The following is a 26432-nucleotide window of genomic DNA, read 5'->3' as shown; positions in this document are numbered from 1 at the left end:
TGTAGCCCGTCTTTCGACTGATCCCAAATGTCTCGCAAAGGGAAGTCATCGACACCGTTCCATCGCAGACCGCCGCTATGAATTTTACTCTCTCGTCCATGGGTGACACCTCTTTCCAGGGCAAAGGTTTTCTCCTCCTTTGCCATCATTTTTGTGTTACCTATGTTCCCGGTCTATTTTGTTACCCATGTCTCCGGTTTGTACCACAGGGCGGGGATTTCGTTTTACGGATGACTGTCGTTGTTACGACAGATTCTTTTAAAGATTCAGTCCACTTGTGGGTAAGGTTATGCAATCGGGTGGAGGCGGCGGGCCGCCTCGTGGGAAAATTCCGAAAAATCCCTATATCACAAAAGAAATCTTCTGACAAGTATTCTTCTCTTAGAAAATTTGTCGTAACTCCTACAGAGTCACAAAAAAATGAAACAAAATCAGCCGTCTTTCTCACAATCACCTTCCTATCCAAACGCCCGCGAGCGCGAACCCGATTCCTCCAAAAATGCTGACTGCGATATATGCAAAAAAAAGAATATAATTTCCGGTTTTCAACATCTGAAGACTTTCGAAAGAAAACGTGGAAAAAGTAGTAAAACCTCCGCAGAGTCCTGACGCTAAAAAAAATCTCCATTCAGGATGAATCGCCGGAAATTTTTCCGAAACCGCATAGATGATTCCGATCAAAAAAGAGCCGAGAAGATTTGCCGTCAGAGTTCCTACCGGCCACTTAAAACCAAGCGTCGTTCCAAACCAATATTGTACTAAATAACGGAGGACGCTTCCTAACGCGCCTCCGATTCCGATTAAAACGAGTGTTCGTTCGAAGCTCATTTATCCTACTCTTTAAGAAGATGCGTTAGACGCGCTCTCCTCTTTTTTTCTTTCCGCAAAGTAACGATAGATCTGATAGATTCCGACCGCGAGAGTTACGAGCGAATCATCGACGGGTCCGGGAAGCAGGTTGGGTGCGATCCAATAGATAAGAATGATCAAAACCGGCCAAAAGATTCTGAGAGTTTCGACGGGCTTTGAATCCTTGATTCCAAACCAAAGTCCTAACAATAACGATAGAATCAAACCGACGATAATTCCTCCGAATAGAAGAATGTGTTTTCCCGCCAGAATCATCCAATCGGTGAAAGAAGCGGCTCTTTCATAGTCGTCTTTGAAAAGTAGAATCGTAATTCCTATGGATAAGAAAAGTGTAAGGAAGGGGATCAGCATTCCCCAGAGACAGCCGTATTTGATTTTACCGGTAAAAAAAGACATATTCAACTCTCCTAATATTTTGGATTGTAGGCTCGTTTTGCGAAGTTCATTGAACTCGAGCATGACCGCAAATTATGGTCGCAGCGCCCGCTCACGATGTTCGCTGAACTCAGCGTCACTGCTCCCTATGAGTCGCAGCGCCAGGGATCAGAGCGACGCGGAACGCGGTCACGAAGTGACCGGAGCGTAAGCGGAGTCGCGTCAGAGCCCGGTCCTTCTGATTGAAAATCAGAAGGAGGCGCCCAAAATCTTATAACGTTTTCAAATACGCCAGAATAAACGGTTCTATTTCTCCGTCCATCACCGCTGCGACGTTTCCGGTTTCGTGATCCGTTCTGTGATCTTTTACGAGATTGTAAGGGTGGAACACATAACTACGAATTTGCGAACCCCAGGAAATATCTTTTTTCTCCCCGGACTTCTTTTCCAATTCTTCCTTTGCCTTTTCTTGTTCCATCTCATAGAGTCTCGCCTTTAACATCTTGAACGCGGTGTCTCTGTTTTTGATTTGAGATCTTTCATTCTGACAAGCGACTACGATTCCGGAAGGCATGTGTGTGATCCGAACCGCGGAGTCAGTCGTATTTACGTGCTGACCACCCGCTCCGGATGAACGATAGACGTCCACTCGTATGTCCTTCTCTTCGATCTTGATGTCGATGTCGTCGTCGATCTCTGGGCTTACGTGAACGGAAACGAAAGAAGTATGTCTTCTTTTGTTCGCGTCAAAAGGAGAAATTCTTACCAAACGATGAACTCCGTTTTCTCCTTTTAAGAATCCGAACGCCCAATCTCCGACTACGTGTATCGTCGCGTTTTTGATTCCCGCGCCGTCTCCCGCTTGTATATCCACCAAAGAATACTGATATCCTTTCTTCTCAAAGAATCTCATATACATTCTCAGAAGCATCTCGGCCCAATCTTGACTTTCGGTTCCGCCTGCACCCGGATGGATGTTGATAAACGCGGATTTGATATCTTCCGGATTTTTTAGAGCGCCGAGCAATTCGAGTTCTTCGAACTTTTCCTGGAGCCTTTGGTATTCGGAAGAAAGTTCGCTTACTCCGTTTTCTCCTTTTTCATCCAGGGTCATGTCGACTAAATCAGGAAAATCTAATATATCTTGCTGAATCGAAAACCATGGCGTGAGCTTTTTTTCCAGTTCGTTTTTTTTCTGGCTTACGATTCTGGCTTCTTCCGGATTGTTCCAGAGGTCCGGATCTTCGGCTTTCTCGCTGAGAGACTTTAGGCGGTCTTTGTCCTGCTCCAAGTTTAGGAGTTTCCAGCGATTCTGAAAATTCTCCTGTAATTCTTTGGAAACTCTCTTGAGTTCTTTTGCTGATTTTACTTCCATATTATTTGCTTTTTTATCGATTTAAAATTTTTCAAACGTTAGGCGCGTTTGAATTTATTGAAAAAGAAAGTCTTCTTTGTTTTCTCTTTCTTGTTCCCAGGAAAATACCGTATCTCGAAGTTGTGGTGTGTTGCCTTCCACCGTCGCTACCAGAATGTATTCTTCCTTTTTTCGAAATTCTTCCGGATTCTTCTTTAGGATGAATTTTCCGGATCGAATCAGATCCAAGACGTGAAGTAAAAACGGATCTTTTTCCGATCTGGATAGTTCCTTCATCGCGGTGTAGAAGGGCGTTATACCTTTGTGAAACCAATCCACGATCTCATTTTTACCGAACGGCCAGAGCTGTGAAAGTTGAATCGTCTCCTCGCGAAGGAGCGACTTTCCTTGAAAGGGTTTTTGGAGATGTCTGCACTGAAAGTAGAGTTCGTGATTGATTTCCCTTGGAAAAGTTTTTCCGTATCCGGAACCGATCCATTCGATCCAGGCTTTTTTTTCCTTTGCGGGTAGGGAAGGGATGAGTGCGAAGAGATAATTCTGATTTTTGAATATTCGAGAAGTGGAAAGATGATCCAATACTTCGTAAGGAATCATGTATTGACCTTTTTGCCATTCTAAAACGAGGGGAACTTTTTCTATGTCCAGATATTCAACGGGAGTTTCGGTCCTTACTACGTCCCCGAATTGTGTGAGAATATAGATAAACGATAGAAGTTCCTGCCGATTCATCTTTCGGATCAGAGTATCGGGATCGAGATTTCTATGCAACGCGTGTCTCAATAGATTGTATTGTTCGACGGGGAATTGTCCCGGAGACAATATGATCCCAAGAAATTTTTCCATCTTCTTGAGGCTATGTCGATCCACGAGATCCAGGTTTCCAGAAATCAAAAATGGCATAGGTTTAAAGGGCTCTGTGTCCGATGTCTTTTCTATAAAACGTTTTGGGAGCCTGGATATTTTCCAGGAAGGAATAAGCTTGAGATACCGAACTCTTTAGATCGGGTCCATAGGCTACTACTCCGAGAATTCTCCCCCCGGATGAAAAAACTTTTCCATCTTTTTTTAAAGTTCCGGCGTGAAAAAGATAAGTGTTTTGACCAGTCGTTTTCGGCAGTTCTAAGGAAATATTTTTTTCGTAAGAATCCGGATATCCTTGCGCGGCGAGTACTACTACGGTAGCGGCGCCATTTTTTACGGAGTTTTGGAGTCCTTGGATCTTCCCGGTGGAAGCTGTATAAAGAAGTTCTAATAGATCTCCTTCCAGCATCGCAAGAACACATTGTGTTTCGGGGTCTCCAAATCTACAGTTGAATTCCACAACACGAGGTTCTCCATCCGAAGAAATCATAAGCCCCGCATAAAGAAGTCCTCTGTAAGGATGTCCTTTTTTGCGAAAGACTTCGAACATTCTGTCAAAAACTTGTTCCTTAACTTTTTCTAAGATAGAATCCGTTACGACCGGCGCAGGGCAATATGCTCCCATTCCTCCGGTGTTCGGTCCTTGATCTCCGTCATACGCTCTTTTGTGATCCTGTGCCGCCGGTAATAGAAAGTAAGAATCTCCGTCCGACACCGCGAAGATGGAAGCTTCTTGTCCGTCCATGAACTCTTCGATCACGACTTGGTTGCCGCTTTCTCCGAATTTTTTGTCCTCAAAAATCTCTTTGAGCGCGTTAACCGCCATCTCTTTCGTCGTCGCAACGGTGACACCTTTGCCCGCAGCGAGTCCGTCGGCTTTAATCACGATCGGGATCGTTTTGGATTCCATATATTTTAAAGAAGTTGAATATTCGGTAAACGTTGAATATTCTGCCGTGGGAACCTTCGCTTCCGTCATCAAAGATTTTGCAAAGTCCTTGGATCCTTCGACTTGCGCGCAGTAAGAATCGGGTCCAAACGTCGGAATTTTAAGCTCCGCGGTCCAATCGGCAAAACCCGCCACGAGCGGATCTTCCGGGCCGACTATGATAAAATCAAAAGGATTTTGTTTTAAAAAAGACTGAACCGATTCTTTGGATAAAACGTTAAACGAATTTGGAGGTAGAATCTCCTGATCCGGGAAACCTCCGTTTCCGGGAAACACTTTCAATTCGCTTAACAAAGACGATTTACGGATGTGAAAGGCGATCGCGCTTTCTCTTCCCCCCGAACCGATCAGAAGAACTTTCAACTTAGCCTGCAAGATTTTGGATCCCCTTTTTGAGAACTTCCACTTTATCTATTAAGGTGTTTAGCTTTTCTCTTTCTTTCTCCACGACGTCGGGAGCGGCCTTGGAAAGAAATCCGGGATTTGCCAGTTTTGTTTCCAGCTTTTCCTTTTCGATCTCGGATTTTTGAAGTTCCTTTTCGAGCCGCGCTTTCTCTTTTTCGACGTCGATCAATCCTTCCAGTGGAAGAACGATTTCACCTTTCGTAAAATGAGAAACCGAATCCGTTTTCTGCACTTCGTAAGCAGCGTCGACTTTGATAGATTCCAATCTTGCGAGTTGCAAAAGAGAAACTTCGTTTTCTTGGATCGCGGACTGAGCTAACGAATCCGCCGATTTTACGATCGCCTTACACTTCTTATCCGGTGTGACTCCGTTTTCGGCGCGCATAACGCGGATCTTGGTTACGATATCCTGAAGAAGATTGAGTTTTTGAACTCCGAGCGCGTCGGGAGAAATCGGATAAACCTCCGGATACGGAGTCGTCGCGAGAAATTGATCCGAGAATACGGAATGAACTTCTTCGGTTAAAAAAGGCATAAAAGGATGCAAAAGTCCTAATGCACGAGTTAGGACGTCCACGAGAACTTGTTTTGCCACTTCGGCGGAACGAGGAGATACTTTTCCGTAAGCTCTCGGTTTTACGAGTTCGATATACCAGTCGCAAAAATCACCCCAGACAAATTCGTAGATCGACGCCGCCATTTCATAAAAATGAAATTTAGAATGAGCTTTGTCGTATTCTTCCAGACAATGATTGAATCTGGAAAGAATCCACTGATCCATCGGTTCCAGATCTTTTTCTATTTCAGGAGTGATTCCGGTCGGAGTAAAAGTTTCTTCCAGGTTCATAAGAATAAAACGGGAAGAATTCCAGATCTTATTGCAGAAGGAACGATAACCGTCTAACCGCGATTCGTCGAAAAGAATGTCTTTTCCTTCGGGAAGAGTCGCGGCCAAGAAAAAACGGAAAGAATCGGTTCCGTATTTTTCCATCATCACGAGCGGATCAATTACGTTTCCGATCGACTTGGAGAATTTTTTTCCGTCCTTATCTCTGACAAGTCCGTGTATGAGTACTTTATGAAACGGTGGTGCTTCCATAAATTTCATTCCCATCATGATCATTCTGGAAACCCAGAAGAAGATGATGTCGAAGCCGGTCACTAAAACGGAAGTAGGGTAGTATCTTTTTAGATCGGCGGTTTGTTCCGGCCATCCCATTGAAGAGAAGGGCCAGAGCTGAGAAGAAAACCAAGTATCGAGAACGTCCGGGTCGGGTTCTACTTCTTTAGATCCACAAGAAGGACAGGTCGTCACGGGAGTTTCCGATACTTCTATATGTTTACAAGTTTTACAATGATATGCGGGAATCTTATGACCCCACCAGAGTTGTCTGGAAATACACCAATCTCTAATATTGTTCATCCATTCGAAGAAGGTTTTTTCCCACATCTTAGGAACAAATTCTACCTGACCCGTTTGAACGGCTTTCACAGCGAGGTCGGCGAGCGGCCGGATCTTTACGAACCACTGGGTGGAAAGATACGGTTCGATCACCGCTCCGCCTCTAGAGTTGTGCCCGACTGCGTGGACGTGATCTTCTATTTTTTCGATAAGTCCTTGGGCTTCGAGATCCGCCACGACTTTTTTGCGAGCGTCAAAACGATCCAGACCTTGATAGGCGCCTGCGTTCTCGTTCATCGTTCCGTCAGGATTCATGATGAGAAGAGGTTTGAGTCCGAGTCTTTGTCCGGCTTCGAAGTCGTTTGCGTCGTGGGCCGGAGTGATTTTGACGAGTCCGGATCCGAATTCTTTATCCACGAATGAATCGAAGAGAAGAGAAATCTGTCTATTCGTAAGAGGAAGATCCAAGACGATATCCTTTAAAGACGAATAACGTGTATCGTCCGGATTTGCACAAACCGCCACGTCTCCGAGCATCGTTTCCGGTCTTGTGGTTGCTACGACTACGTATTGATCTTTTTTTCCGTGGATGGGATATTTGATATGATAGAGTTTTCCTTTAGTTTCTCTGAATTCTACTTCTAGATCGGATATCGCGGTTTGCGAAGAAGGGCACCAGTTGATGATTCTTTCTCCGCGATAGATCAAACCTTCGTCGAAGAGAGATTTAAAAACTTTGAATACCGCTTTGGAAAGCCCTTCGTCAAAAGTGAATCTTTCTCTGGACCAATCGACCGATTCTCCTAAGAGTCTTTGTTGACGAGTGATCATTCCGCCCGAATGGTCTTTCCAATCCCAGACTTTATTTTCGAATTCTTCTCTCGTAAAATCGGTGCGTTTTTTCCCTTCTTTTGCGAGCTCTCGTTCGACGACCATTTGGGTCGCGATTCCCGCGTGGTCCATTCCCGGAAGCCAAAGAGTCGACTTTCCTTTTTTACGTTCGATGCGGATAAGAATGTCTTGGATCGTATGATTGAGTGCGTGGCCTATGTGTAAAGAGCCGGTGACGTTCGGAGGAGGGATGACTATAGAGAAAGATTCTTTTGAATTCGGATTCGGTACAAAGGACTTCCTCTCTTCCCAGAGTGAAATCCATTTATTCTCGACTTCTTTCGGTTCGTAACGATCGCCTATCTGTTTTTTCATGGCCGTAAAAAACAGGTTTTCCTGCATTTTCCCGGGGTCAAGAGGATTCAAACTGATCCACCTTTTACGCGGGAAAAATTGATTCGGTCTTACTTTTTTCGATAAGCGGATTTTGTCTCAAAGCGCTTTTTAGAGATAGATTTTCCGCGAGACAATACCTTTTCGTTTAGAATTCTTAACTTCGTTTTGGGTTTTAGGGCGGAACGTATAAAAGACTGAATCGCTTTGAGAGGAAAGACGTCGTTATCTTTGACGTTGAGACAGGTTTTTCCAAAAAGAAGTTTTGGAAATTTCTTTTTGAGTTCTTTTAAAGAATCCGGACGACAAAGATAGATCGAAATATGATTTTTTTGGGAAGCGAAAGCGATCCAGTTTTCATCGACTTGATATGTCGGCATTCTAAATTTCATCGATTCCTGGATATCCGGGAACGTATCAATGAGCCAAGTGCGAAGAGAGAGAAGTCTTTCCTTTCGAATCGAAGATTGAGAATCGAGATAGTGGTGGATTTCCGAAGACATAATAAATGTCGGGATCGGAATAAAAGAAAAAAGATGCATATTCGTTTTCGGTCGTTATAAAAATCAAAATGAAAATTACTCGACCTTTCCTCCTATCAGAGTTGGAGACTGGAGAGGTTTTTGTTTCGCATTATTTTTGGTCAAATTTTGTCTTTCGAATCCTTGTGAGAACTTTCGTAAATTTTCCACGGAAGCAATAATTTCATCCTTAGGGAATGGAAGCGCCGTGGGATTTTTGATTCCGAGGATCATAGAAAAGAGGTCGTGAGAATACTGTTCGTTTTCATAGATCAGATTTGGAGAAATATCGTTGAATCCCAACATATAGAGCGAAAATTTTTCGTTCTGAACACTTTTGATGGAAAGGATCGATTCCGCCAAAAATTCCGCGGGCATCGTGTTGGAAAAGGAGCCGTCGTTTTGACCTTCTTTGATCAGTTCGGTAAGAAAGAGGATATCTCTTTTGATCATTTCTTTTTCGAGTTTTGCTTTGAGGGAAAGATTCTCGGGAAGATAGATCGCTTTCAAAAAAAAGAAAACCATCTCCGGGTTTTTGTTTACCCAGTCGAAATGGATTTCGTGTATAATTTTAAGTTTATCTAATGTATTTTTGGGACGTCTGGATTCGATTTCGGAGAGAAGTCCCGAAGTAATCTCATCGGAAAGGGCGGTCGTCAATTCCACGAGAAGTTCTTCCTTGGAATTGAAATGATGATAGAAAGTTCCTTTGGCGATTCCGAGCTCGTCGATGATATCGTTGACCGATGTGGAATCGTAACCCTTGGAAAAGAAGAATTTTCGAGCGCATTGTAGGATGTCCTCTTTTCGCGCCTTGCCCTTCTGTTTATTTAAATTGACCTTTCCCATAAAACCGACCGACCGTCGGTCAATTTTTTAAGAGGTCGAGTCTTTTGGTCAATCAGAAATCTCAGGAAATGTAGGAACTCCCTCGTTTTTCCGATTTTTACAAAGCGATTTCAGTCTTAAACTGCTGGTTTTCCCATTTCAAATCTCGTTCTTGCTCAAAAATGAATGGTTTCGGTGCACAGAACAAAACCTACACCAAGGAGGTTTACTTTGAGATGAGTTAGAATGATGCCAATGAAGGATTTTGGTCGGAGTTCCGACAGCGCGCTTGAGAGGGAATTTTACTTGCAAAAAGGGTGATTTTCTGATAGAGCAAAGTCGGCCGGAGTTTTCCACCACCCGCCCCTCCACCCAAAAAAATCAGGGCGGGGCGCGATTTTCACAGAGGATTGTCGTATCTCCGACATAGACGCATGACTTAGCGAAACATGCGTTTTCAAGTCGGAACTCCGAGAAATTTCGAAAAACCGAACGGCAAAAACAATCCGGAGATTTTTGCAGAGAGTTCAAAGAAAGAGATGAGATAAGGAAAGTTCGAACCCGCATAAAACGGCCAGTTCGATTTAGGAATATAAGAATTTTTTGATTTCGCTTAACAAAATGGAATAACCGTTTCCGGAAACCGGCATCGCACTTTTTCTCAAGTCCAAGTTTTTCCCGAAATCGGAAGAACCGAGTTCTCCGGCAAAAGGAATTCCGTATTTTTCTTCGGACAGGATGGAAAGAGCGGAGTGGACCGGACTTATGGAAAAGCTCGCGATCTTTTTTTCCAAGAAAACGGCTTCGAACAAGGATTGTCCGAAGTAGCCGATAAAACCTCCGGATCCCGCAAGGAGGTCTTGAAATTGAAACGTCGAGATTCTAGACAAAAATTCGATCGTCTTCAAATCGGAAACTTCTCCTCCGATTCTCACAACTTTGGAAAAACCTTCCTTGGATCTTATAGTTTCCAAATAGGAATCTAAAGCGGACGTGAATCTTGGTTCCAAGTTTCCCGCATAACAAAGCAAATACGGACCGTTCTTTTTTTGGAAGGAATTCAGTCTCGGCGAGATTAAAATTCGATCGAGAGAGAATGTATCTTTGATTTCCGGGTGGGGAAGAATTTCGAAATGATCGTATTTCTTTCTTTCCGAGCCGAAATGGTCCAGAAGAAATATTTTAGTTTTAGAATATTCTGGAATCGGAATGTCTCTGGAATCTACGACGAGAAGGTCGATTTCACCGTCCTTTGGGAATTCGTTTTTCCAAGTTGTGATGAATCCATCCGCGGAAAGAAGAGAGAACAGAATTCTGGAACGTTCAAAGTGACCGCTCCCGAACAAAACGGGATCTCCCGCCAAAAGCCCGATCGTTTTCCGAGAGGAACTTTGTCCTTTCGGAGTTTCAAAACGGACTTGTTCCACTTCCCGATTTCCTTCGAGAACCTCGGGGGATTCTTGAAACAAACGGATGACCTCTTTGGCTCCGAAAAAAGGAACTCGATCTCCGAGCGCCTTAAAAACTTGGGAATTCGTTTCAAAATCCTTGGGTTCGTCGATCGTAAGTCTGAGATGAGGAAGAACCTTCTTTTCATCTTCGTTTAACAAAGGAGCTAATTTTAGAATTCTAAAACGATCCGGATTTTCCTTGATATGAAGACTAACGTGCTCCCTGTGTCTTTCTTCCAAAATATTCGGAGTCCAGTCGAGAGCGTCCCTTTTGAAAATTTCTCCTCCCATTCCCAACGGAAGATCGATCACGTGAGCCAGATCCGGTTTCGAATACTGAAACGTTTGTAAGAGTTGATCCAGGTGAAGAGTGTCGTAAAAAGGGTTGTCTCCGGTCAAACGCAGGATCCATTCCGCCTGAAGAGTTTTCGCCGCTTTCAGATAACGTTCCCTTACGTCCGAAAGACTTCCCGTTAGAAAGTTGTATTTTCTTTTCTTCAGAAATGTTCGAAGTCGATCGTCGTTTTCCGGGATCAGATAAAAAATCCGTTCTTCGGGAAGGAGTGTTTGAATTCTTTCTTGAATTCTATCGAGAAGAGTTTTTCCGGAGCCGAACGGAAATTCTTTTAATACCTTTCCGGGAAGTCTGGTAGAATCGGTTCGAGCCTGGATAAAAGCGAATATTTTAGGCGTTGAAGGTATACCACTCATCGCAGGTTAAACAAGGCGCCCCCGTTGTTTCGTGTTTTCCGTTTAGAGAGTCACCGAAAGAAGGAAGTCCTTTTCGCCAAATATCTATTAGACTTTCATTGTGTAGATTTCCGAATTCCTTTCCGGGAGTTTGTCTGCAAATAGAAACGGTTCCGTTCGAATTTACAAAAAGATCCCTGTTGAGGTGCCAGCAAAATTCTCTCTGAATCGGAGTTAAGTCCGTAACTCTTTTTTCGGGCATTAAACCCGCGAATCGATTGTATTTTTGAAGAATGACTCCGTAACCTTGTTTTTCGGTTTCGTCGACCCAGGCTTCCACTTCGTCCTCGACTTCTTGTATCTTTAAGAATTGAAGGTGGATCCGATTCTTAGAAAATACTTTTTCCAGTTTTTCCAAGTTGGAAAGAATTTTCTCCAACACTTTTTTACCGTAAAGGTTTTTGTATTTTTCCGGATTTCGAGTCGTGAGATTGACGATCCAAGTGATCTTTTCTTTTTCATACGATGAAAGTTTATCTAAAGATTCTAAGATCGGATCCAAGTCGGAATAGAGCGCGGTCTCGATCATCAATTCCTGCAAAAGAGGAAATGAAATCGTTTTTGTAATCAACGCTTCGAGTTGAGGATGCAAAAGCGGTTCTCCCATTCCTCCGAAACAAACGCTGTATTCATTGGAAAAAGAAGTTTCTTGTTGTCCGAGAAGATTCTCCAAAAAATCGGAAGTAAGAAAATCACCGTCGTGATCGTTTCCGCTAAACTGTCTCGGACAAAAGGTGCAGGAGAGTTCGCAACCTCTGTAAACCTCGAGTTCCAAATAAGAAGGGCCGGTTCTGAAAACTTCCGGATGATCCGCGATCCAAGGAAGAATTTCCTGATACGACCAATTCTCTTTTGTTTCGAGAAAACCGCGGACTAAGTTTAAGGATCTTTTGTTTTTTAAGGAGAAATCCAGACGATATTGTCTCAGATCCGGAGCGTGATAAAAAATTTCCACGTCGTAGTGGTTTATGTTTTTGAGAAGATATTCCTGCGCGGTGGTTTTGACGGTTTCCGGAAGTCCGTTCGTAAATTCTCTGCTCAAAATCATCGGGACGATTCCCGCGGGAAGATTCTCACTGTAAGAATACTGAGAAAGATAACGGTCGTGTCTTTCGTACAATTCCTTGCTCAGATTCTCGTCCAAACAAGGGAAAAGACCGGAGAAATAAAAAAAAGAAGCGTCGTCCCAGTCGGGATCTTGAGTTCTGGAACCCGGAAGTTTTTCGGCCGTTTTTTTTAAAAAAGCAGTCTCGTTCTCGGATTCTAAAATTTGAATATTCAAAGAACTGTATGTATTTTCGTTTTCTCCGAAAGGCCAGGAGTTGAAAAAAACCTGCGACGAAGGAAGAATTTTGGAAAGTTTAAAAAGGGAAAGTTGAAGTAATTGTCGGCTTTCGTCCGGAGATAAGGATCGAAGAAGTGTAACCGTTTCGGAGTTTAAGAAAACGGCGGAATGTGAAATCGGAAATTTCATGTCTCGTTTTGAATATCGGTTCGGCTTTTGAATTTCGAAATACTCAAAATCAATCTATGTGGAAAGTCTCTTCTTTGAGAGTGATTTTGTTTTCTTTTCTATAGCTTTCATCGAAGATCTGGATCGGTATTTCGGCTCTGGATTCTTTCAGCCATTTATGAAAGGTATCTTCTTCTTTGTCACGATAGAGAATATTCTGGATTCCTCCCCGAAGATTTTCCATCGGAGTCGCCCTTTTTCCTTCGATTTTTAAAATACAATAACGTTTTCTTTCGTCTCGAAATACGTCCGAAACTCCGCCGTTGGAAAGAGGGGCAGCGATCGTCGCCGTGATCTTACTGTATTTGTAAAGATCAAAGGAGGAAATCCATTCCACCATTCCTCTTCTGGAACGAAGCGTTGGATCGTTTCTGGGAGAACCGGCGATGAGCGCGAAGGAAGAAGGATCCGCGAGAATGGATTTTCTGATCTCGGAAACTTCTTTGAAAAGTTTGTTTTCTTCTTGGACGGAATCGTTTTCGGGAGCGATCGCGATGATTCTATAACGAATTTCGAATCCTACCTTATCCTTATTTTGATTATACCAAGTGCGGATTTCCTGTTCGTTCGGTGGAGGAACCGCGATCTTCAATTGAAGAAGTTGTCCCTTTTTGATTTGATACGGAAGTTCGGTAACCCAAAGTTCGAAAGGCATACTCGAAGAAGCTTCCATCGCTTTTTCGAACTGCTTTCGACTTGTGATTCCCATCACTTCCATTCTTTTTTCGATTTCGGCTTCCACTCTTTGTTCGTTGACTTGAACGGATTCTTCCTCCGCGACCACGTCGACGATGGCGCGATCTATGAGAAAGTCTATGATTCTGGTTCGAAGCGATTTTCGGAAGTCTTCGTGTTTTAGATGTTTTTGAAGGCGATTGTATTTTTCGCCGGCGTCATCCAAATCCAATTCCGAAATGGAAACGGTGCCGACGGTCGCGATGACTCGGTTCAAAGATTCCGCGGTTTGTATCGGAGTTTGAAAGAAAAGGGAAACAAACATTCCTGCGACTAAAAAGGGTCTGGCGTATGTTTGTTTTTTTTTCATCCACGGTTCTCCAAAGGAAAGAATACCTTTGATCTGTAAGATCCTCAGTCCTTTCCCTTGGTTCAACCGTTTTTCTAAGGCTTTTAGTTTGTTCTAAACTTTCCTATGAGTTGTCCCAACTGTTCGGCTTGTCCGTGCATTTCCCCCGAAAAGGAAGTGAGGTCGTCCGCTCCAGCGGCGATTTCCTGGGTTCCGTCCGAAATGCTCACGATCGTTTTTGTGATTTCATCCGTGGCTCTTTTTTGTTCCAGAACTGCCTCTTCGATTTGAATGCTGAAGGTCATGAGTTCGTTCGCACTCTGGGAAATTTCTTTCGTATTCTCTTCCTGATTTTTTACTGAGGAAAGGACGTTTTTTGCGTAACGATCGAATTCTTCCACTTGTTCCCTGAGTTTGCGGAGAATGGAGGACGCTTCGGAAACTTTTGAATTTCCGTTTAATACCGCGGTGTTTGTGGAGTTTACCAAGGCCCCGATCTCTTGTACGCTTGTGGAAGTCTGAGAAGCGAGTTTTCCGATTTCTTCGGCGACGACCGCAAAACCTTTACCGGCTTCTCCTGCTCTTGCAGCTTCGATGGCCGCGTTGAGAGCGAGGAGATTCGTTTTCTCCGAAATCTCGGTGATGATGGAAAGAATCTCGGTAATCCGAGAAGCGCTTTCGCCTATCGCGCCCATCGCGCTGGTAGAAGCGATCATCGCATTTTCGCCGGTAATCCCTTGTTCTTTCGATTGAGCCGCGAGTTGGACAAGACCTTGCATTTCGTTGTTGATGTTTGTGATCTGTTCTTTGAGACGATCGACGTTTCCGTCGATTTCTTTCATACTGGAGACTGCCTTCTCCATCGACTTACCGACGTTTTGCGCGGAGGCCGCCAATTCTTCAACTGCCGCCGAGGATTCTTCCGCTGCGGAAGCCTGTGTCTGCGCTACATCGGAAAAACTTCTCGAAGAATCCGCCATCTTCTGCGAAGTATTTTTGAGTCTGGAGGCGGAGGCTCCGATCTCCCGAACCACTTGGAGAAGATTTTCCCGCATCTGATTCATGGATCCTAGAAGAGTTCCGATTTCGTCCTCTCTGCTGTGTTCCTTTTCCGCTACAAGATTTCCCTTTGCGATTTCTTCCGAAAAACCGATCGCTTTTAGAAGTCCGGAAGTAATCAATTTTTGGAATATAAAATTCAGACTGAGAAGGACGACGATCAAGATCACCAGTGTAGAGAGGAAACCTCGGATCAAAATTCCCGCGATATCGTCTCGATAGATCGAATCCGGGATGCTGACCTGCATCACCCAATATCTTTTTTCTTTCCCGATATGAAAAGGAAAGAAATAATGACTGTGACCGCGGGAGCTGAAATTGAATTTTTTTCCTTCCTGACTTTTGACAAGATAAGAATCGAGTTCTTCCTTTTCAGGAATGGGCTTTCCGACTAAACTTTTATCCAATCCGTTAACCGCATAAATTCCCTTAGGCGAAAGGAGAGCGACGTATCCTTGATTGCGAAAGGGTTTTGTATTTCCGATAAGAGTTTGTAATTCTTCCAGTTGATAGTCTAAGCCGGCCGCGCCGTAAAAATTTTCATCGACGCTAATCGGGACCACCAAAGAAATCATTAGAATGTTGATCTTACCTTCCACTTCGTAATAATACGGATCGGTGACCAATGGAGAATTTGTTTTTTTGGGAATCTGATACCAATCTCCGTCCGGTCCGGGGTTATCGTAATTTTTCGCCGCTTCTAAGACGATGTCTTCTTTTGTTTTTCCTCTGTGAAGATACGGAATGAATCTTCCGGTCGCGTCGTGTCCTTCCGTATTCTTAAATTGAGAATCCTTTCCGTCAAAGCCGTTCGGTTCGTACGCGACCCAGGAGCCGTAGTAGTTTTCATTTCGTTTTAATATTTCTTTGAGGGATACGATGACCTGGTTTCTTGTCGGAGTTGCGTACATTAGAGGAAAACGAAATCCTCTAATGAGGGCCATCGTCGTGTCCAGATGATCCTTCACTTCGAATGTCCAACGTTCCGCGGTAACATTGGAACTGTTGATGACCTCGGTTTTTAGATTCTGATAAGCAGAATAAGAATTTGTGGCGGCGAGAATCGTAAAGCCGGCAAAAAGAACGATGGAAAGATAAAGAGAAATGCGAAAACGAATGCTCATAATAAGACTCCGGAATCGTTACTCAAGAAATGGGAAAGGGTAATTAAAAGAGGATAGGACGAAAAGCTCGAGCAAAATATTGCCAAGTTATAAAAAATTCCTGATTGCGGTGGAAGAAAGGGTTCCGACCTTTCCTATGTCACATCGGAATCTTCTTTTGGATCCTAAGAAAGTGGAAGTGTTTCTCTTTCGATTTTAAGAGAAGATAAAGATTAGAAGGTCGGAACTCCGGATTGGCGCTTTCTCTGAAGTTTGTTCTCCGGTTTAAAAAGGAATCGGGAGAATTACGGGAGTTCCCGCAAAGTTTGCTTTTGCAAAGGAATGCAGAGAAGCCTCGTCCTAGGAAAAGGTGTTCTTTTTGAAATTCTTCTTTTCCTGGGAATGGGGGCCTTTTTTAGAAAGAAGGAGATCCTACTTTTCTAAATTTTACAAACAAACTAACAACTTTGAGAAGGAAGACTGGAATCGGAGGAAGTCCGCGAGAGGAAGCGCTGACCCAACAAGGGGAGAATTCAGATTTTTCCCGGATTCTTAAACAACCCGGGAATTCGAAAGAGGAGCCTAAACTTAGTTGGAAAGGCCGAAAACTTCGTGAATCTTGTTGATCGCGATCTTTGCTTGGTCTTCCGGAATCACACAGGAAATTTTAATTTCGGAAGTGGAAATCATCTCGATATTGATTCCGTTGTCCGCGAGGGCTTTGAACATTCCGGCCGCAACTCCCACGTGAGATTTCATTCCGACTCCGACGGCTGAAACGATCGCGATACTTTCGTTGATCTCCGGTTCTTGTGCTCCTTGCGCTTTTGAGAACGATTGAAGAATCGGCTTCGCTTCCAGAACGTCCTTTTTAGGAATCGTAAAGGAGATCGTATTGATTCCGTTATGCGGAGAAGACTGGACGATCATATCCACGAGAATGTGTTTGGAACTCAATTCTCCAAAAAGTCCCGCCGCTAAACCTGGTTTATCCGGAACTCCCGCGATGGTGATTCTTGCCTGATCGCTTTTCGCGGTGACTCCGCTGACTTTTAATTTTTCCATAATTTTATCCTCACTCACCACAAGTGTTCCTGGGTTGTCATTGAAGCTGGAGCGGACGTGGATGACGACGTCGTAATTCATTCCCAATTCTACGCTTCTGGAATGAAGAACTCCCGCTCCTAAACTCGCAAGTTCGAGCATCTCTTCGTAAGTGATCTGCGAATGTTTTTTTGCGTTAGGAACTACTCTCGGATCCGCAGTGTAAACTCCGTCCACATCGGTATAAATTTCACATTCTTTCGCGCCGAGAACGGCGGCAATCGCGACTGCGGAAGTATCGGAACCGCCTCTTCCTAGGGTGGTTATGTTTTCATCAGCGTCGATTCCCTGGAAGCCCGCGATGATGACTACCTTTCCTTCTTCGAAGGCGGAGTCGATACGGGAGCGATCGATCATCTTGATCTTTGCGTTCGAAAAATTTCCGTCCGTAAGAAGTTTGATCTGAGAACCCGTAAAGGAAGTTGCGGGAACTCCGATCTCCCAAAGGGCCATGGCGAGGAGGGCCGTTGAAATTTGTTCTCCCGTTGAAAGGAGCATATCCATTTCCCGCTTCGGAGGATTCTTAGAAATTTTGCCCGCGAGTTCGACGAGTTCGTCCGTTGTATGTCCCATTGCGGAAACGACGACTGCTACTTGTTGACCCTTGTCGTGATAGGATTTGATTCTTCTTGCAACGTTCTGGATTCTTTCCGGGGTTCCCACGGAAGTTCCGCCGTATTTCTGAACGATGATATTTGCCATAACCTTGAGGGTCATATTTTTCTTTCAGGGCGGGGGATCAAGAGAATTCGATTTTGATTCTCCGATTTTGGAAAGAGGGTTTCGTTCTCAGGGAACGACACAAAACTGACGAAAGTTTTACCGATACCGGGCAAGAACAACTTTCGAAATATTTCCCATTTTACGTTCAAAGAAGAAAACATGTTTAGCATCCTTGATTGGTCCATTCTTTCGCTTTATCTCCTTTTTGCATTCGGCGCAGGCGTTATCCTTTCACCCAAAGCCGGTAAAAGTTTGGTTTCTTACTTCGTCGCCGATCGCAAACTTCCTTGGTGGTGGCTCGGAACGTCGATGGTCGCGACTACCTTCGCAGCAGATACGCCTCTCGTGATTACGGGTTTTGTCGCAGCCGACGGAATTTCCGCCAATTGGTTTTGGTGGAGCTGGGCCATCGGTTATATGGCCATGACCGTTTTTTTTGCGGGGAAATGGAGAAAAATGGAAGTTCTCACCGACGTGGAGTTTGTCGAACTTCGTTACGGCGGGAAACCCGCGATGATCTTAAGAATGGTCAAAGCGTTCTACTTGAGTATATTAGTAAATTCGATTGTACTGGGTTGGGTTTTTAAAGCGATGTCCAAGATCACGGGCCCCTTTTTGGATTGGAACGAACTCCTCGGCGCGGAAAGTTTTTCCATGATTCAGAATCTCTGGCCTTCCTTTTTGGTATTCGATTCTTTGAATAACACGATCACCGTTTTGATTCTTTTCTTTGTCGTCGTGATTTACAGTAGTATGGGCGGAATTCAGGGGGTGATCTTAACGGATCTTGTACAGTTTGCTCTGGGAATGGGGGGAGCGATTCTTTTTGCATTCTACGCGGTCTCGAGTCAGGGAGGAATTTCCGGTCTTCTTTTGAAGATGGAGGAGGTTTATCCCGATAAACACGAATCGATTTTGAGTTTTTGGCCCGACTTTCAAGACGCTTCCTTGCCGTTTACGGTTTTTCTAATATTCATAGGAGTTCAGTGGTGGGCTCAATACTATTCGGACGGTTCCGGATATTTGGCGCAAAGAATTCACACCGCCAGAAATCCGAAAGAAGCCGAGAAGGGCTCTCTTTGGTTCAACATCGCAAACTTCATCATTCGAACCTGGCCTTGGGTTTTGACGGCGCTTGTAACGTTAGTTGTCTTTCCTCTCCACGACCCGACCCGATATTTCGCCGAGGGGCAAATCGTGGGAAGCGATCGAGAGATGGGTTATCCCGTATTGATGAAACTCATTCTACCGACCGGAGTTTTGGGAATCGTCTTTGCGAGTTTGATGGCGGCCTTTATGTCGACCGCCGACACACATATCAACTGGGGAGCGAGTTATCTCGTAAACGATTTCTATCTTCGTTTTATTCATCCTTCCGCGAGCGATAAAACATTGGTGAGGGTGAGTAGAATCGCGGTCGTCCTCATGTCCATCATTGCGATTTTGGTCGCGACTCAGATTCAATCCATAGCGAGCGCTTGGAAGTTCCTGCTCGCCTTCGCTTCGGGAATGGGATTGCCTCAGATTCTAAGATGGATCTGGTGGAGAGCCAACGCATGGACGGAACTTTCCGGAATGATCACCGCCTTGATTCTGTCCATGATTCTTTATCCCGCTTATCCGGAAGTAAGATCCGAATATCTTCTTTTTTGGGTTGCGATGGGTTCGGTTGTCGTATCGATCGCGGTGACGTTGCTCACACCTCCGGTTCCGAAGGAAACGTTAGACGCGTTTATCGAAAGGGTCAATCCCTTCGGATTCTGGCAGGGGAAGGAAAACGATGTTCGATTAAAGGAATTTCGAGAAAGAATTTATCTTTGGATCTTGGGAACAACCGCTCTCTTTTTCGGAATGTTTTCCCTTGGATATTTCCTTCTTTTGCAACCTTGGCAGGGTCTTGTTTCTTTGATCGGTTTTTCGGTTTTCGGAACCGTCTATTGGAAAAAAGAATTTAATAAGAATAAGACGGATTGAGCGATTCAGTTTTTGTCCATTTTAGAATATTCTAAAAATAGAATGATACGTGTGAAGATTTTTTAAAAAAAAGTTCCGGATAAAGTTCACGACGGAATTTCTATGTCTTTGGAAATGCAGAGTAGGGCCATCAAGGCAAAAATCGGCGAAACGTTAGTTTTTTTCGGGTCTTGCATCGAATGAAGGACCGATTCCAAAAGGTTCGTTATTTTGCTGAAACCAAAAGACTCGGACCGTTGGATCAATCGCTCCCATAAATGAATTTGTTCGTATCTTTTAAATCCGATCAGACAGAGATCGGAGATGGCGGATTCGACTTCGACGATCCATTCTTTCAAAGGATCGCGTTCGAAAAAAAATCCCTCGGATTCGGAAAAATGATCTGGGTTCGCGGTTTGTCGATCTAAGTAAGGTTGTAACATCGTAAGTTTTCCGTTTTGTTCGATCACTGCCGAAACCGGTTGAATGTGAAGTTGGCCGGATATGTTACTTACTGCACCGCATAGATAACGAAGGGAAGAATCCGCCAAGCAGTGACGAAGATTCTCCAGACCATCCGAAGCTCTGCTATAATACGGAAAAGAAACGTCCGCAACGGTTCCGTTTTTGTCCTGAACTTCGAATCTCAATCGTTGGAAGACTTCGTCAAAATACGGCTCTTCGAATCGATGAGTTTTTAATACTAAAAAGTTTCCGGCCGCTGAACGGGGGCCCAAAGCTCGGGGAGGTCGCTTTGAAATCGTTCGGATTGCATTTTTGAAGTCGTCGTAATAGATTTCTTCGTGTAAAAATTCGAAACGGAACGTATGAGGATTGGAAATCGCCTTATTCCCGAATTGTAATATACCGGATGCCGTTTTTTTTATGGAAGCGGCGACGACCGAACTTCTTCCGAACTCTAAATGAGTGATTCCTTTTATCGCAGGAAGATTTCCTACTGCGTGAAACGGTTCTTCGACAGGACATTCTAAAAAACGTTCAGATAACAATACTTCGTCGGAATTCGGATCCGTAAAATAGGAACTCACGACAATGCCATTCTTGAGAGCCCTGACCCCTGATCCGAGACCGATTAGGGTTCTGGCGGTCAGTTCGGAAGAATATTTTTTTGAGTCTCCGGCGATCACAGAGAAAGGAATTTCTCCCTTGTTTTCTTTTAAGGCGTCTGCTCGAACGAACCATTCTCCCAAAAGATAAACGATTCTGTCGGGATCGAACCGAGAATCGTGCATAAGATATTTTGCATATTCTTCCCGTAATTCGGATAATATATCGGCGGGCCATAACAATCCTTCTTGGAGGCAGGAACGCTCCAATTCGGACAAGGAGGTTTTAATATGTTCCGGTACGCTTTGAAAACCGTATTCCACGATTTCCTTAAGGATCGTATCCGCGCGCTCGGTGATATAAATCGGAATTCCGATTTTTCGAACTTCGGTTGAAACAAACCCGGTTTTTTCTTTCGTTAGACGAAATGCCCATACCGCGATCGCGATCGTTTGTTCTCCGAGGGATCCTCTAAGCTCGGAACGCGCGTAACGGATATCGTTTGGAACCGGAAAATGGACGGTCCCGAGTCCTTGAATTTTCGCGATCGGAGCCTCCGTTCGATCAAGTTCGATCGTTACGCCCGAATCGAAAACGGATTTTGCTTTTGCAATCGAAGGAGCCGATAAAAATGATTTTAGAATTTCGTCTTCTATATCACCGGGATTCCAGGAAATTTGCGATTCTCCTATTTTTACGATGGAACGTTTTTGATAAGCGACAACGGTTCGAACGATATGTCTGCAAATTCCCGTCGAGGGACAATTACAGACAAAGTCTTGTATCGAAGCGTTTTCCGGTAGAACGCAAGCGACCGAGTCTTCCCAGTTGACCTCCGTATTACCGTCTTGGGTTTCCTTCCATTCTCCTTGGATTCCGGATTCGACCTCTTTTACGGCGCGGTTTACGGTTCCCTTGCTGGTTAGTATTTCCAGTTCCTGTAAAGATAAGGAGAGAATGTCTTGGCGCATCTTTGTGTTATCCTATTTTTTCGCTCACCCATTGTGCGAGTTCGCCCGGAGTCATCGCTCCGACTTCCGCTCCCGCTTTGACGAGTTTTTCGGCCATTCCCCTGTCGTAGTTAGGGTTGGCAGTTTCGTCTAACGCTGCTAGTCCGAGAATTTTTACGCCGCCCTCCGCCAATCGATGAACCGCCGAGACGAGTCTGGAAGGGGGAGACCCTTCGAAAAAATCGCTGATCAGGATGATCATCGTTTTGCGCGGATTCTCGATTTTCCCTTCCGCATATAGGACAGCCGAGCCTATATCCGTTCCTCCGCCTAACTGCACTTTCATGAGAGTTTCCACAGGATCGGAACAATGATCGGTCACATCCACGATGTTCGTATCGAAAAGCACCAAAGTCGTTTTGAGCGTTTTGATTCCCCAAAAGATAGAAGCCGTAACCGCTGAATGAATCACGCTGTCCGCCATACTTCCGGATTGATCGACTAGGATAATCAACTGCCAGCGATCGATTATGGAACGATGAATTCTCGAATGAAACAAGGGTTTCTGCAGGATCAATTTTTTGGAGAGAGGATCGAAATGTTTTAGATTGGCGCGGATCGTACCTTGTACGTCGAAGTTCTTATAAATCCTTAGCGAAGAACGTCGATTTCGGTTTTTCGCGCCTCGAAAAGAAGTTAGGACGGAAGTCTGTAATTTTTTCATCAGCTCTTCCACTACTTTGCGGACGAGTTCGCGCGCAAGGTTTAATACGTGCGGTTCCATCAGATGACGCGTATGTAAGACCGCCTTGAGAAGGGTCTTGTTCGGGGAAGCTCGTTTCAAAAGTTCCGGATTTGTAACCACCTCCAAGATCTGATAACGTTCCAATGCGTCTTTTTCGATTCGTTCGATCGTCTTTTTGGGAAACAATTCGTGTATTTCATTGATCCAGCGAGGTACTGTTAGATTGGATTCTTCCAGACCTCCCGTTCGCGTATTTCGATCCTTACCGTATTCCCGCCCGTAAAGATATTCGACGGCCTGTTCCATCCTTTTTTGATCTTCGGAGAGGTTCGGGTCGCCTAAGGATTGTTTGGAGTTTTTGCCTAAAATCAAGCGCCAGCGAACTAAGATTCCTATGTCATTTTTATTATATTCCATATAATGAATTCGTTTTGCGGTTGTGGCCTCCGCTTCGAAACCCCCGTTTAAGTCGTCCGAATGCCGTATCGAAAAGCGGTTTCAAAAAGAATTCTTTCAAATTCCACCGCCCTCAGAGCCGTTTCCGGATCTTCAAGACTCAAAATTGTTTTCGATTGAGGAATTTCGAATAAGCTGATTCCGATATTGTGTTTTTCTCTCGGAGTAAAAAAAGTAAAGGCCGAATGGAGTGCGGGAAGCGCCTCCAAAAATTCCGTGTAAGATAATTCCGAAATCTTAGCGTTTAATGCAGTCAAAAGATTTTTGTTCCTTTGAACGGTTTCCCTCGCGATTAAAAAGAGTCCCGATAAAAAATCTCCCAGTCGGTTCGAATCATAGAATGAGTTCAACTGATCCAGGATCGTGTCCCCAAAATTCAATTTCCACCTCCCCCCGCAAATTGCTCCTCTAACAAAAGGATCGATTTCGGATTCTGCGCCGGCTCTCGACAAAACTCCTTCGATCTCGTCCGGAGACAAGGCTAAGGATTCTGAAAAATATTCGTAGGTGTGTATGACGGTATTAATTCCGCGCGCCTGTTCCAATCCTTCGGAGGAAGTTACACCCAATCGATCCAAAAGATTGAGCGATCTGAGATAGGCTTCCCTGACAATTTCTTCGAAACCTTTCCTTCCTTCTAACTTTAGAATTTCATCATATGTATATAGATGAACGATTCTTTCTAAGACCGAGGTGATCTTTAGGAAATCGCTTTCCAACGGAATCATTTCCAAAAGCCGCTTCAGAAGAAAGGTAAGGTGTTTTCCCAAACCGGCTAACGCGGCGTCGGCGAGACATTCGGTTGCGAGTTCCAAGTCCATTTCCGAACTGATCCGATGATTCAAAATTCCGATGGAGGCTTCGGAGAGTGTTCCTCCATAACGGGAGGCTTCGATACAGGACGCGTGAAAATCCGCTTCCATCGAAATTTTCCATTCTTCCTTTATGTCTTCGTGATCTTTACGGGAGAATGTGTCGGTGTGTTTCAACAAGCCGTATCCGGCGATTTTCAGAAGATTTAATCGGTGTAAAATCCTGCTCTGTTTCTTTTGCTCTGGTTGCAAAAGGTCAAGTTCGAGAGTCCGCGTTTCCTTTTCGGACAAAATATTAAATTTTATTAATGTAGTTTCTATATCCGAAACGATCGGAGGCAGAGAAGTTCCTTCCGCCAATCTACCGATACGATTTCCACGCATCACTTCCGAAATCGTATCGAGAAGGGGATGTCCCACGTCCCTCGCGATTTCGTCCTTGATAAGAGTCGCACGAAAACCATCGATCAGATCCCTTCTCCATAGATCTTTGTGACCTCTGAGGTCCGCGAGAACTCGGCTCATCGTTTCGAATGCGATTCTATCCGCGGTGCCGATCGTTTGTCCTTTTTTTCGCAGAGACATTATGATTTTTCGAACCAACGGACGATGATCAAAATATTCGTTTTTTTGAATGCTTTCCCAAACAAAATCGTAAAAGCCGGGATTTTCAATTCTCGAGCCGTTCGGTGATTCGAGTCTTAGGTTGGAGTAGGGAGTCAGCGCGATTCCGTGATCATAGGATTCTTCTTTGCGCTCTTTCCAGGATAACTCGTCCGGCTCGGGAGATTTTGACATTCTTTCTCTCAGAGCTGAAGAATGAAAACCACCCGTTACGACGAAGGTGAGTCCTTGAAACCGGGTCATAGCGGATCGAATTTGAAAAGCCATGAAGGCTTCTCTCATTCGAGTGGTCTTGTCCGAAAAATTTGCCAACTGATTGCAAAAGATCGAAACACGTTCCAGATACGTTTGCGTCCGGTAATCGACTTCGAAAAGTTCTTCCCATAATTCCGGAAACCCGGAGACTCCCATCTTTTTACAAAGAACCTCGACTAAATCCTCTTTTTGAATCGGATTATATTCGTTAGAAGGTTCGACGGTATTGTTGGGAATGTCTTCGATCGAACAACGATCACCCCAAGGCAGATCGATAAAAAAAGCCGGGATCCCTAAAATTTTTGCGGTTTGTAGCGCGATCCATTCGGGGGAATAATCACATAACGGGAAATAGGCGCTTTGAGAAAAACCCAGTCCGTCCCGAACGAAACTGTAGATCGCGATCGGTAGAGTATGCGGTAAATACAGTTCCCTTATCTTAGGATTGAAATCGGAAGGGCCTTCAATCAGAACAACGGAAGGTTTCAGCTCGTGTATCGATTTGCGAAGCGCAATAGATGCGGCCACGCTGTGATGCCGGATCGGAAAAAAGAAAATGGAATTCATCGTAGTTCGACTTCGCTTATCATTTTGGAATCGTATTTAGGTCGGTCGGTTTTTCGGATCGTAGATTCGGATGTTTCATTAGAATCTTGAGTTCCTATCCAAAAGTTTTCGCGACTCGTAAAATTCCCTCCAAGGTTGCTCGTTCCGAAACGCCACAACTTGATCGAAATAGTGTCTGATCTTTTTCAAATCCTCGGTCGAATCCTTTGCGCCGGAACCGAGCATGTTGGAAACGATATGACCCGCGCTTACGTTTCCTTCGTCGTAGTAATAAGCGTGTAGAGCGGCGGAGAATCCCACGCTGACTGCTTCCGCCGTACTCAAGGCTGAACCGAGCGGTTCCAGAGCCTTGCCTGAAATCGTTTTAGAATTTCTTAATTCATGAAAACAGGTTACGAGGACCTGGGTCAGATCACGGGGAAGTCTAACGGGAACGTTCGCCTGTTTGAGAAGGCGATCCATTTCTCTCTCAACTAACTTCTGTTCTTCGGAGACGCTCGAAATCGGAGCCACGGTCTCGAAGTTAAATCTTCGTTTTAAAGCCGAACTCATCTCGTTTGTTCCACGGTCGCGCGTATTGGATGTTGCGATGATATTGAATCCTTGTTTGGCGAAAAGTACACTTTCACCTCCGTTCAATTCCGGAATGTGTAGAACCCTGTCGCTTAATATCGATAACAATGTGTCTTGAATTTCTCCGGGACAGCGGGAAAGTTCCTCAAAACGAACTATCTTACCGAACTTCATTCCTTCGTAAACAGGAGCGGGTACGAGCGATCGTTCGGATGGCCCTTCGGAAAGCATCAACGCGTAATTCCAGGAATAACGGATCTGATCTTCGGTAGTCCCCGCGCTTCCCTGGATAGTAAGGGAAGAATCTCCAGAAATCGCCGCGGCTAAAAGTTCGCTCAGATAACTTTTTGCGGTTCCCGGTTCTCCGATCAACATCAACCCGCGATTGGTTGCGAGGGCTACGATACAACATTCGATAAAATTTCGCTCGCCTACAAATTTAGGAGAAATTTCGGAACTTTCATCGCCTAACACAAAGTCTATGACTGCCTGCGGCGAAAGTCTCCAGCCTGGAGGTTTGGGTTTTGTTTCGTCCTTTTTTTGCAACCGGTCTAATTCTTCCGCAAAGAGTTTTTCGGCCGGTGGTTTTTGGATCGATGTTAACGTGTTGTGTTTTTCCATCATGTCGTAATTTCCTGGGTTTTACTAAGAATCGAATTCGACTCTTTGTTTAAATTTCATAAATTCTCTATCAAGTGGGAACTCCTGTAAAATTTGGATCTTCAAATCAAAGTAGGAACTCCTGTAAAATTTAGATCTTCAAATCAAAGTAGGAACTCCTGTAAAATTTAGATCTTCAAATCAAAGTAGGAACTCCTGTAAAATTTAGATCTTCAAATCAAAGTAGGAACTCCTGTAAAATTTAGATCTTCAAATCAAAGTAGGAACTAAA

General features: G+C 44.4%; 18 protein-coding genes and 1 pseudogene. 1 reads left to right on the top strand and 18 read right to left on the bottom strand.

The window, feature by feature from the left end:
* The 14 genes and pseudogenes from JWG44_RS22395 to JWG44_RS21535 form a co-directional block, all read right to left on the bottom strand.
* Nucleotides 1-124: pseudogene (locus JWG44_RS22395) on the bottom strand (IS481 family transposase); the annotation flags it as partial.
* 326 nt (nt 125-450) lie between these two features.
* Complete coding sequence (crcB, locus tag JWG44_RS21595; protein ID WP_205277098.1) at nt 451-828, bottom strand: fluoride efflux transporter CrcB; 378 nt, start codon at nt 826-828, stop codon at nt 451-453.
* Between the two features lie 12 nt (nt 829-840).
* Nucleotides 841-1266 (bottom strand): hypothetical protein, encoded by a 426-nt coding sequence (locus JWG44_RS22390; RefSeq protein ID WP_332460819.1) that lies wholly within the window; start codon nt 1264-1266, stop codon nt 841-843.
* A 250-nt stretch (nt 1267-1516) separates the two neighbouring features.
* Nucleotides 1517-2620: a peptide chain release factor 2 gene (gene prfB / locus JWG44_RS21585; protein WP_205277097.1), complete on the bottom strand. Its 1104-nt coding sequence runs from the start codon at nt 2618-2620 to the stop codon at nt 1517-1519.
* Between the two features lie 54 nt (nt 2621-2674).
* Entirely contained in the window at nt 2675-3520 is an 846-nt protein-coding gene (locus JWG44_RS21580) for a hypothetical protein (protein ID WP_205277096.1), read from the bottom strand.
* A 4-nt stretch (nt 3521-3524) separates the two neighbouring features.
* Nucleotides 3525-4805: a phosphoribosylamine--glycine ligase gene (purD, locus tag JWG44_RS21575; protein WP_205277095.1), complete on the bottom strand. Its 1281-nt coding sequence runs from the start codon at nt 4803-4805 to the stop codon at nt 3525-3527.
* Nucleotides 4795-7443: a valine--tRNA ligase gene (locus tag JWG44_RS21570; RefSeq protein ID WP_205277094.1), complete on the bottom strand. Its 2649-nt coding sequence runs from the start codon at nt 7441-7443 to the stop codon at nt 4795-4797. The genes purD and JWG44_RS21570 overlap by 11 nt, the downstream gene beginning before the upstream one ends.
* Before the next feature lie 89 nt (nt 7444-7532).
* Nucleotides 7533-7964, bottom strand: coding sequence for an iron chaperone (locus JWG44_RS21565; protein WP_232371789.1), 432 nt, complete (start codon nt 7962-7964; stop codon nt 7533-7535).
* Between the two features lie 75 nt (nt 7965-8039).
* Nucleotides 8040-8831, bottom strand: coding sequence for a TetR/AcrR family transcriptional regulator (locus tag JWG44_RS21560; RefSeq protein ID WP_205277092.1), 792 nt, complete (start codon nt 8829-8831; stop codon nt 8040-8042).
* Nucleotides 8832-9394: 563 nt separating this feature from the next.
* Entirely contained in the window at nt 9395-10972 is a 1578-nt protein-coding gene (locus JWG44_RS21555) for a cytidylyltransferase domain-containing protein (RefSeq protein ID WP_205277091.1), read from the bottom strand.
* Nucleotides 10947-12485, bottom strand: a complete 1539-nt coding sequence (locus tag JWG44_RS21550) for a spiro-SPASM protein (RefSeq protein WP_205277090.1) — start codon at nt 12483-12485, stop codon at nt 10947-10949. Before JWG44_RS21550 ends, JWG44_RS21555 begins: the two co-directional genes overlap by 26 nt.
* Before the next feature lie 49 nt (nt 12486-12534).
* On the bottom strand, nt 12535-13569 hold the full coding sequence (locus JWG44_RS21545) for a putative peptidyl-prolyl cis-trans isomerase (protein ID WP_205277100.1): 1035 nt from the start codon (nt 13567-13569) through the stop codon (nt 12535-12537).
* Nucleotides 13570-13652: 83 nt separating this feature from the next.
* A complete protein-coding gene (locus JWG44_RS21540; protein ID WP_205277089.1) occupies nt 13653-15731 on the bottom strand; it encodes a methyl-accepting chemotaxis protein in 2079 nt (692 codons plus the stop codon).
* Nucleotides 15732-16298: 567 nt separating this feature from the next.
* Nucleotides 16299-17516 (bottom strand): aspartate kinase, encoded by a 1218-nt coding sequence (locus tag JWG44_RS21535; RefSeq protein WP_205277099.1) that lies wholly within the window; start codon nt 17514-17516, stop codon nt 16299-16301.
* Nucleotides 17517-17696: 180 nt separating this feature from the next.
* On the opposite strand from JWG44_RS21535, the gene JWG44_RS21530 reads away from it, so the two are divergent.
* Entirely contained in the window at nt 17697-19511 is a 1815-nt protein-coding gene (locus JWG44_RS21530; RefSeq protein WP_205277088.1) for a sodium:solute symporter family protein, read from the top strand.
* Nucleotides 19512-19597: 86 nt separating this feature from the next.
* Here JWG44_RS21530 and JWG44_RS21525 read toward each other — a convergent pair whose 3' ends face one another.
* The 4 genes from JWG44_RS21525 to JWG44_RS21510 all read right to left on the bottom strand — a co-directional run bounded on the left by JWG44_RS21525 (nt 19598) and on the right by JWG44_RS21510 (nt 26164).
* On the bottom strand, nt 19598-21529 hold the full coding sequence (locus JWG44_RS21525; RefSeq protein WP_205277087.1) for a hypothetical protein: 1932 nt from the start codon (nt 21527-21529) through the stop codon (nt 19598-19600).
* Nucleotides 21530-21536: 7 nt separating this feature from the next.
* Nucleotides 21537-22670: a VWA domain-containing protein gene (locus tag JWG44_RS21520; protein ID WP_205277086.1), complete on the bottom strand. Its 1134-nt coding sequence runs from the start codon at nt 22668-22670 to the stop codon at nt 21537-21539.
* A 47-nt stretch (nt 22671-22717) separates the two neighbouring features.
* The gene (locus JWG44_RS21515) at nt 22718-24967 is read right to left on the bottom strand and encodes a DUF5682 family protein (RefSeq protein ID WP_205277085.1); all 2250 of its coding nucleotides are present in this window, start codon (nt 24965-24967) and stop codon (nt 22718-22720) included.
* Between the two features lie 78 nt (nt 24968-25045).
* The gene (locus tag JWG44_RS21510; protein ID WP_205277084.1) at nt 25046-26164 is read right to left on the bottom strand and encodes an AAA family ATPase; all 1119 of its coding nucleotides are present in this window, start codon (nt 26162-26164) and stop codon (nt 25046-25048) included.
* Nucleotides 26165-26432 lie beyond the last annotated feature (268 nt).

Origin of the sequence: Leptospira ainazelensis, assembly GCF_016918785.1 — a bacterium.
In the GTDB taxonomy this organism is placed as follows: domain Bacteria; phylum Spirochaetota; class Leptospiria; order Leptospirales; family Leptospiraceae; genus Leptospira; species Leptospira ainazelensis.
Note: the sequence above shows the minus strand (reverse complement) of the source record. Positions and strands in the feature narration are given on the sequence as shown.

Bases quoted from the DNA above. Each gene is read 5' to 3' on its own strand.
- crcB (WP_205277098.1), bottom strand. From the start codon at position 828: ATGAGCTTCGAACGAACACTCGTTTTAATCGGAATCGGAGGCGCGTTA.
- JWG44_RS22390 (WP_332460819.1), bottom strand. From the start codon at position 1,266: ATGTCTTTTTTTACCGGTAAAATCAAATACGGCTGTCTCTGGGGAATG.
- prfB (WP_205277097.1), bottom strand. From the start codon at position 2,620: ATGGAAGTAAAATCAGCAAAAGAACTCAAGAGAGTTTCCAAAGAATTA.
- JWG44_RS21580 (WP_205277096.1), bottom strand. From the start codon at position 3,520: ATGCCATTTTTGATTTCTGGAAACCTGGATCTCGTGGATCGACATAGC.
- JWG44_RS21570 (WP_205277094.1), bottom strand. From the start codon at position 7,443: ATGAAAAAACAGATAGGCGATCGTTACGAACCGAAAGAAGTCGAGAAT.
- JWG44_RS21565 (WP_232371789.1), bottom strand. From the start codon at position 7,964: ATGTCTTCGGAAATCCACCACTATCTCGATTCTCAATCTTCGATTCGA.
- JWG44_RS21560 (WP_205277092.1), bottom strand. From the start codon at position 8,831: ATGGGAAAGGTCAATTTAAATAAACAGAAGGGCAAGGCGCGAAAAGAG.
- JWG44_RS21555 (WP_205277091.1), bottom strand. From the start codon at position 10,972: ATGAGTGGTATACCTTCAACGCCTAAAATATTCGCTTTTATCCAGGCT.
- JWG44_RS21550 (WP_205277090.1), bottom strand. From the start codon at position 12,485: ATGAAATTTCCGATTTCACATTCCGCCGTTTTCTTAAACTCCGAAACG.
- JWG44_RS21545 (WP_205277100.1), bottom strand. From the start codon at position 13,569: ATGAAAAAAAAACAAACATACGCCAGACCCTTTTTAGTCGCAGGAATG.
- JWG44_RS21540 (WP_205277089.1), bottom strand. From the start codon at position 15,731: ATGAGCATTCGTTTTCGCATTTCTCTTTATCTTTCCATCGTTCTTTTT.
- JWG44_RS21535 (WP_205277099.1), bottom strand. From the start codon at position 17,516: ATGGCAAATATCATCGTTCAGAAATACGGCGGAACTTCCGTGGGAACC.
- JWG44_RS21530 (WP_205277088.1), top strand. From the start codon at position 17,697: ATGTTTAGCATCCTTGATTGGTCCATTCTTTCGCTTTATCTCCTTTTT.
- JWG44_RS21525 (WP_205277087.1), bottom strand. From the start codon at position 21,529: ATGCGCCAAGACATTCTCTCCTTATCTTTACAGGAACTGGAAATACTA.
- JWG44_RS21520 (WP_205277086.1), bottom strand. From the start codon at position 22,670: ATGGAATATAATAAAAATGACATAGGAATCTTAGTTCGCTGGCGCTTG.
- JWG44_RS21515 (WP_205277085.1), bottom strand. From the start codon at position 24,967: ATGAATTCCATTTTCTTTTTTCCGATCCGGCATCACAGCGTGGCCGCA.
- JWG44_RS21510 (WP_205277084.1), bottom strand. From the start codon at position 26,164: ATGATGGAAAAACACAACACGTTAACATCGATCCAAAAACCACCGGCC.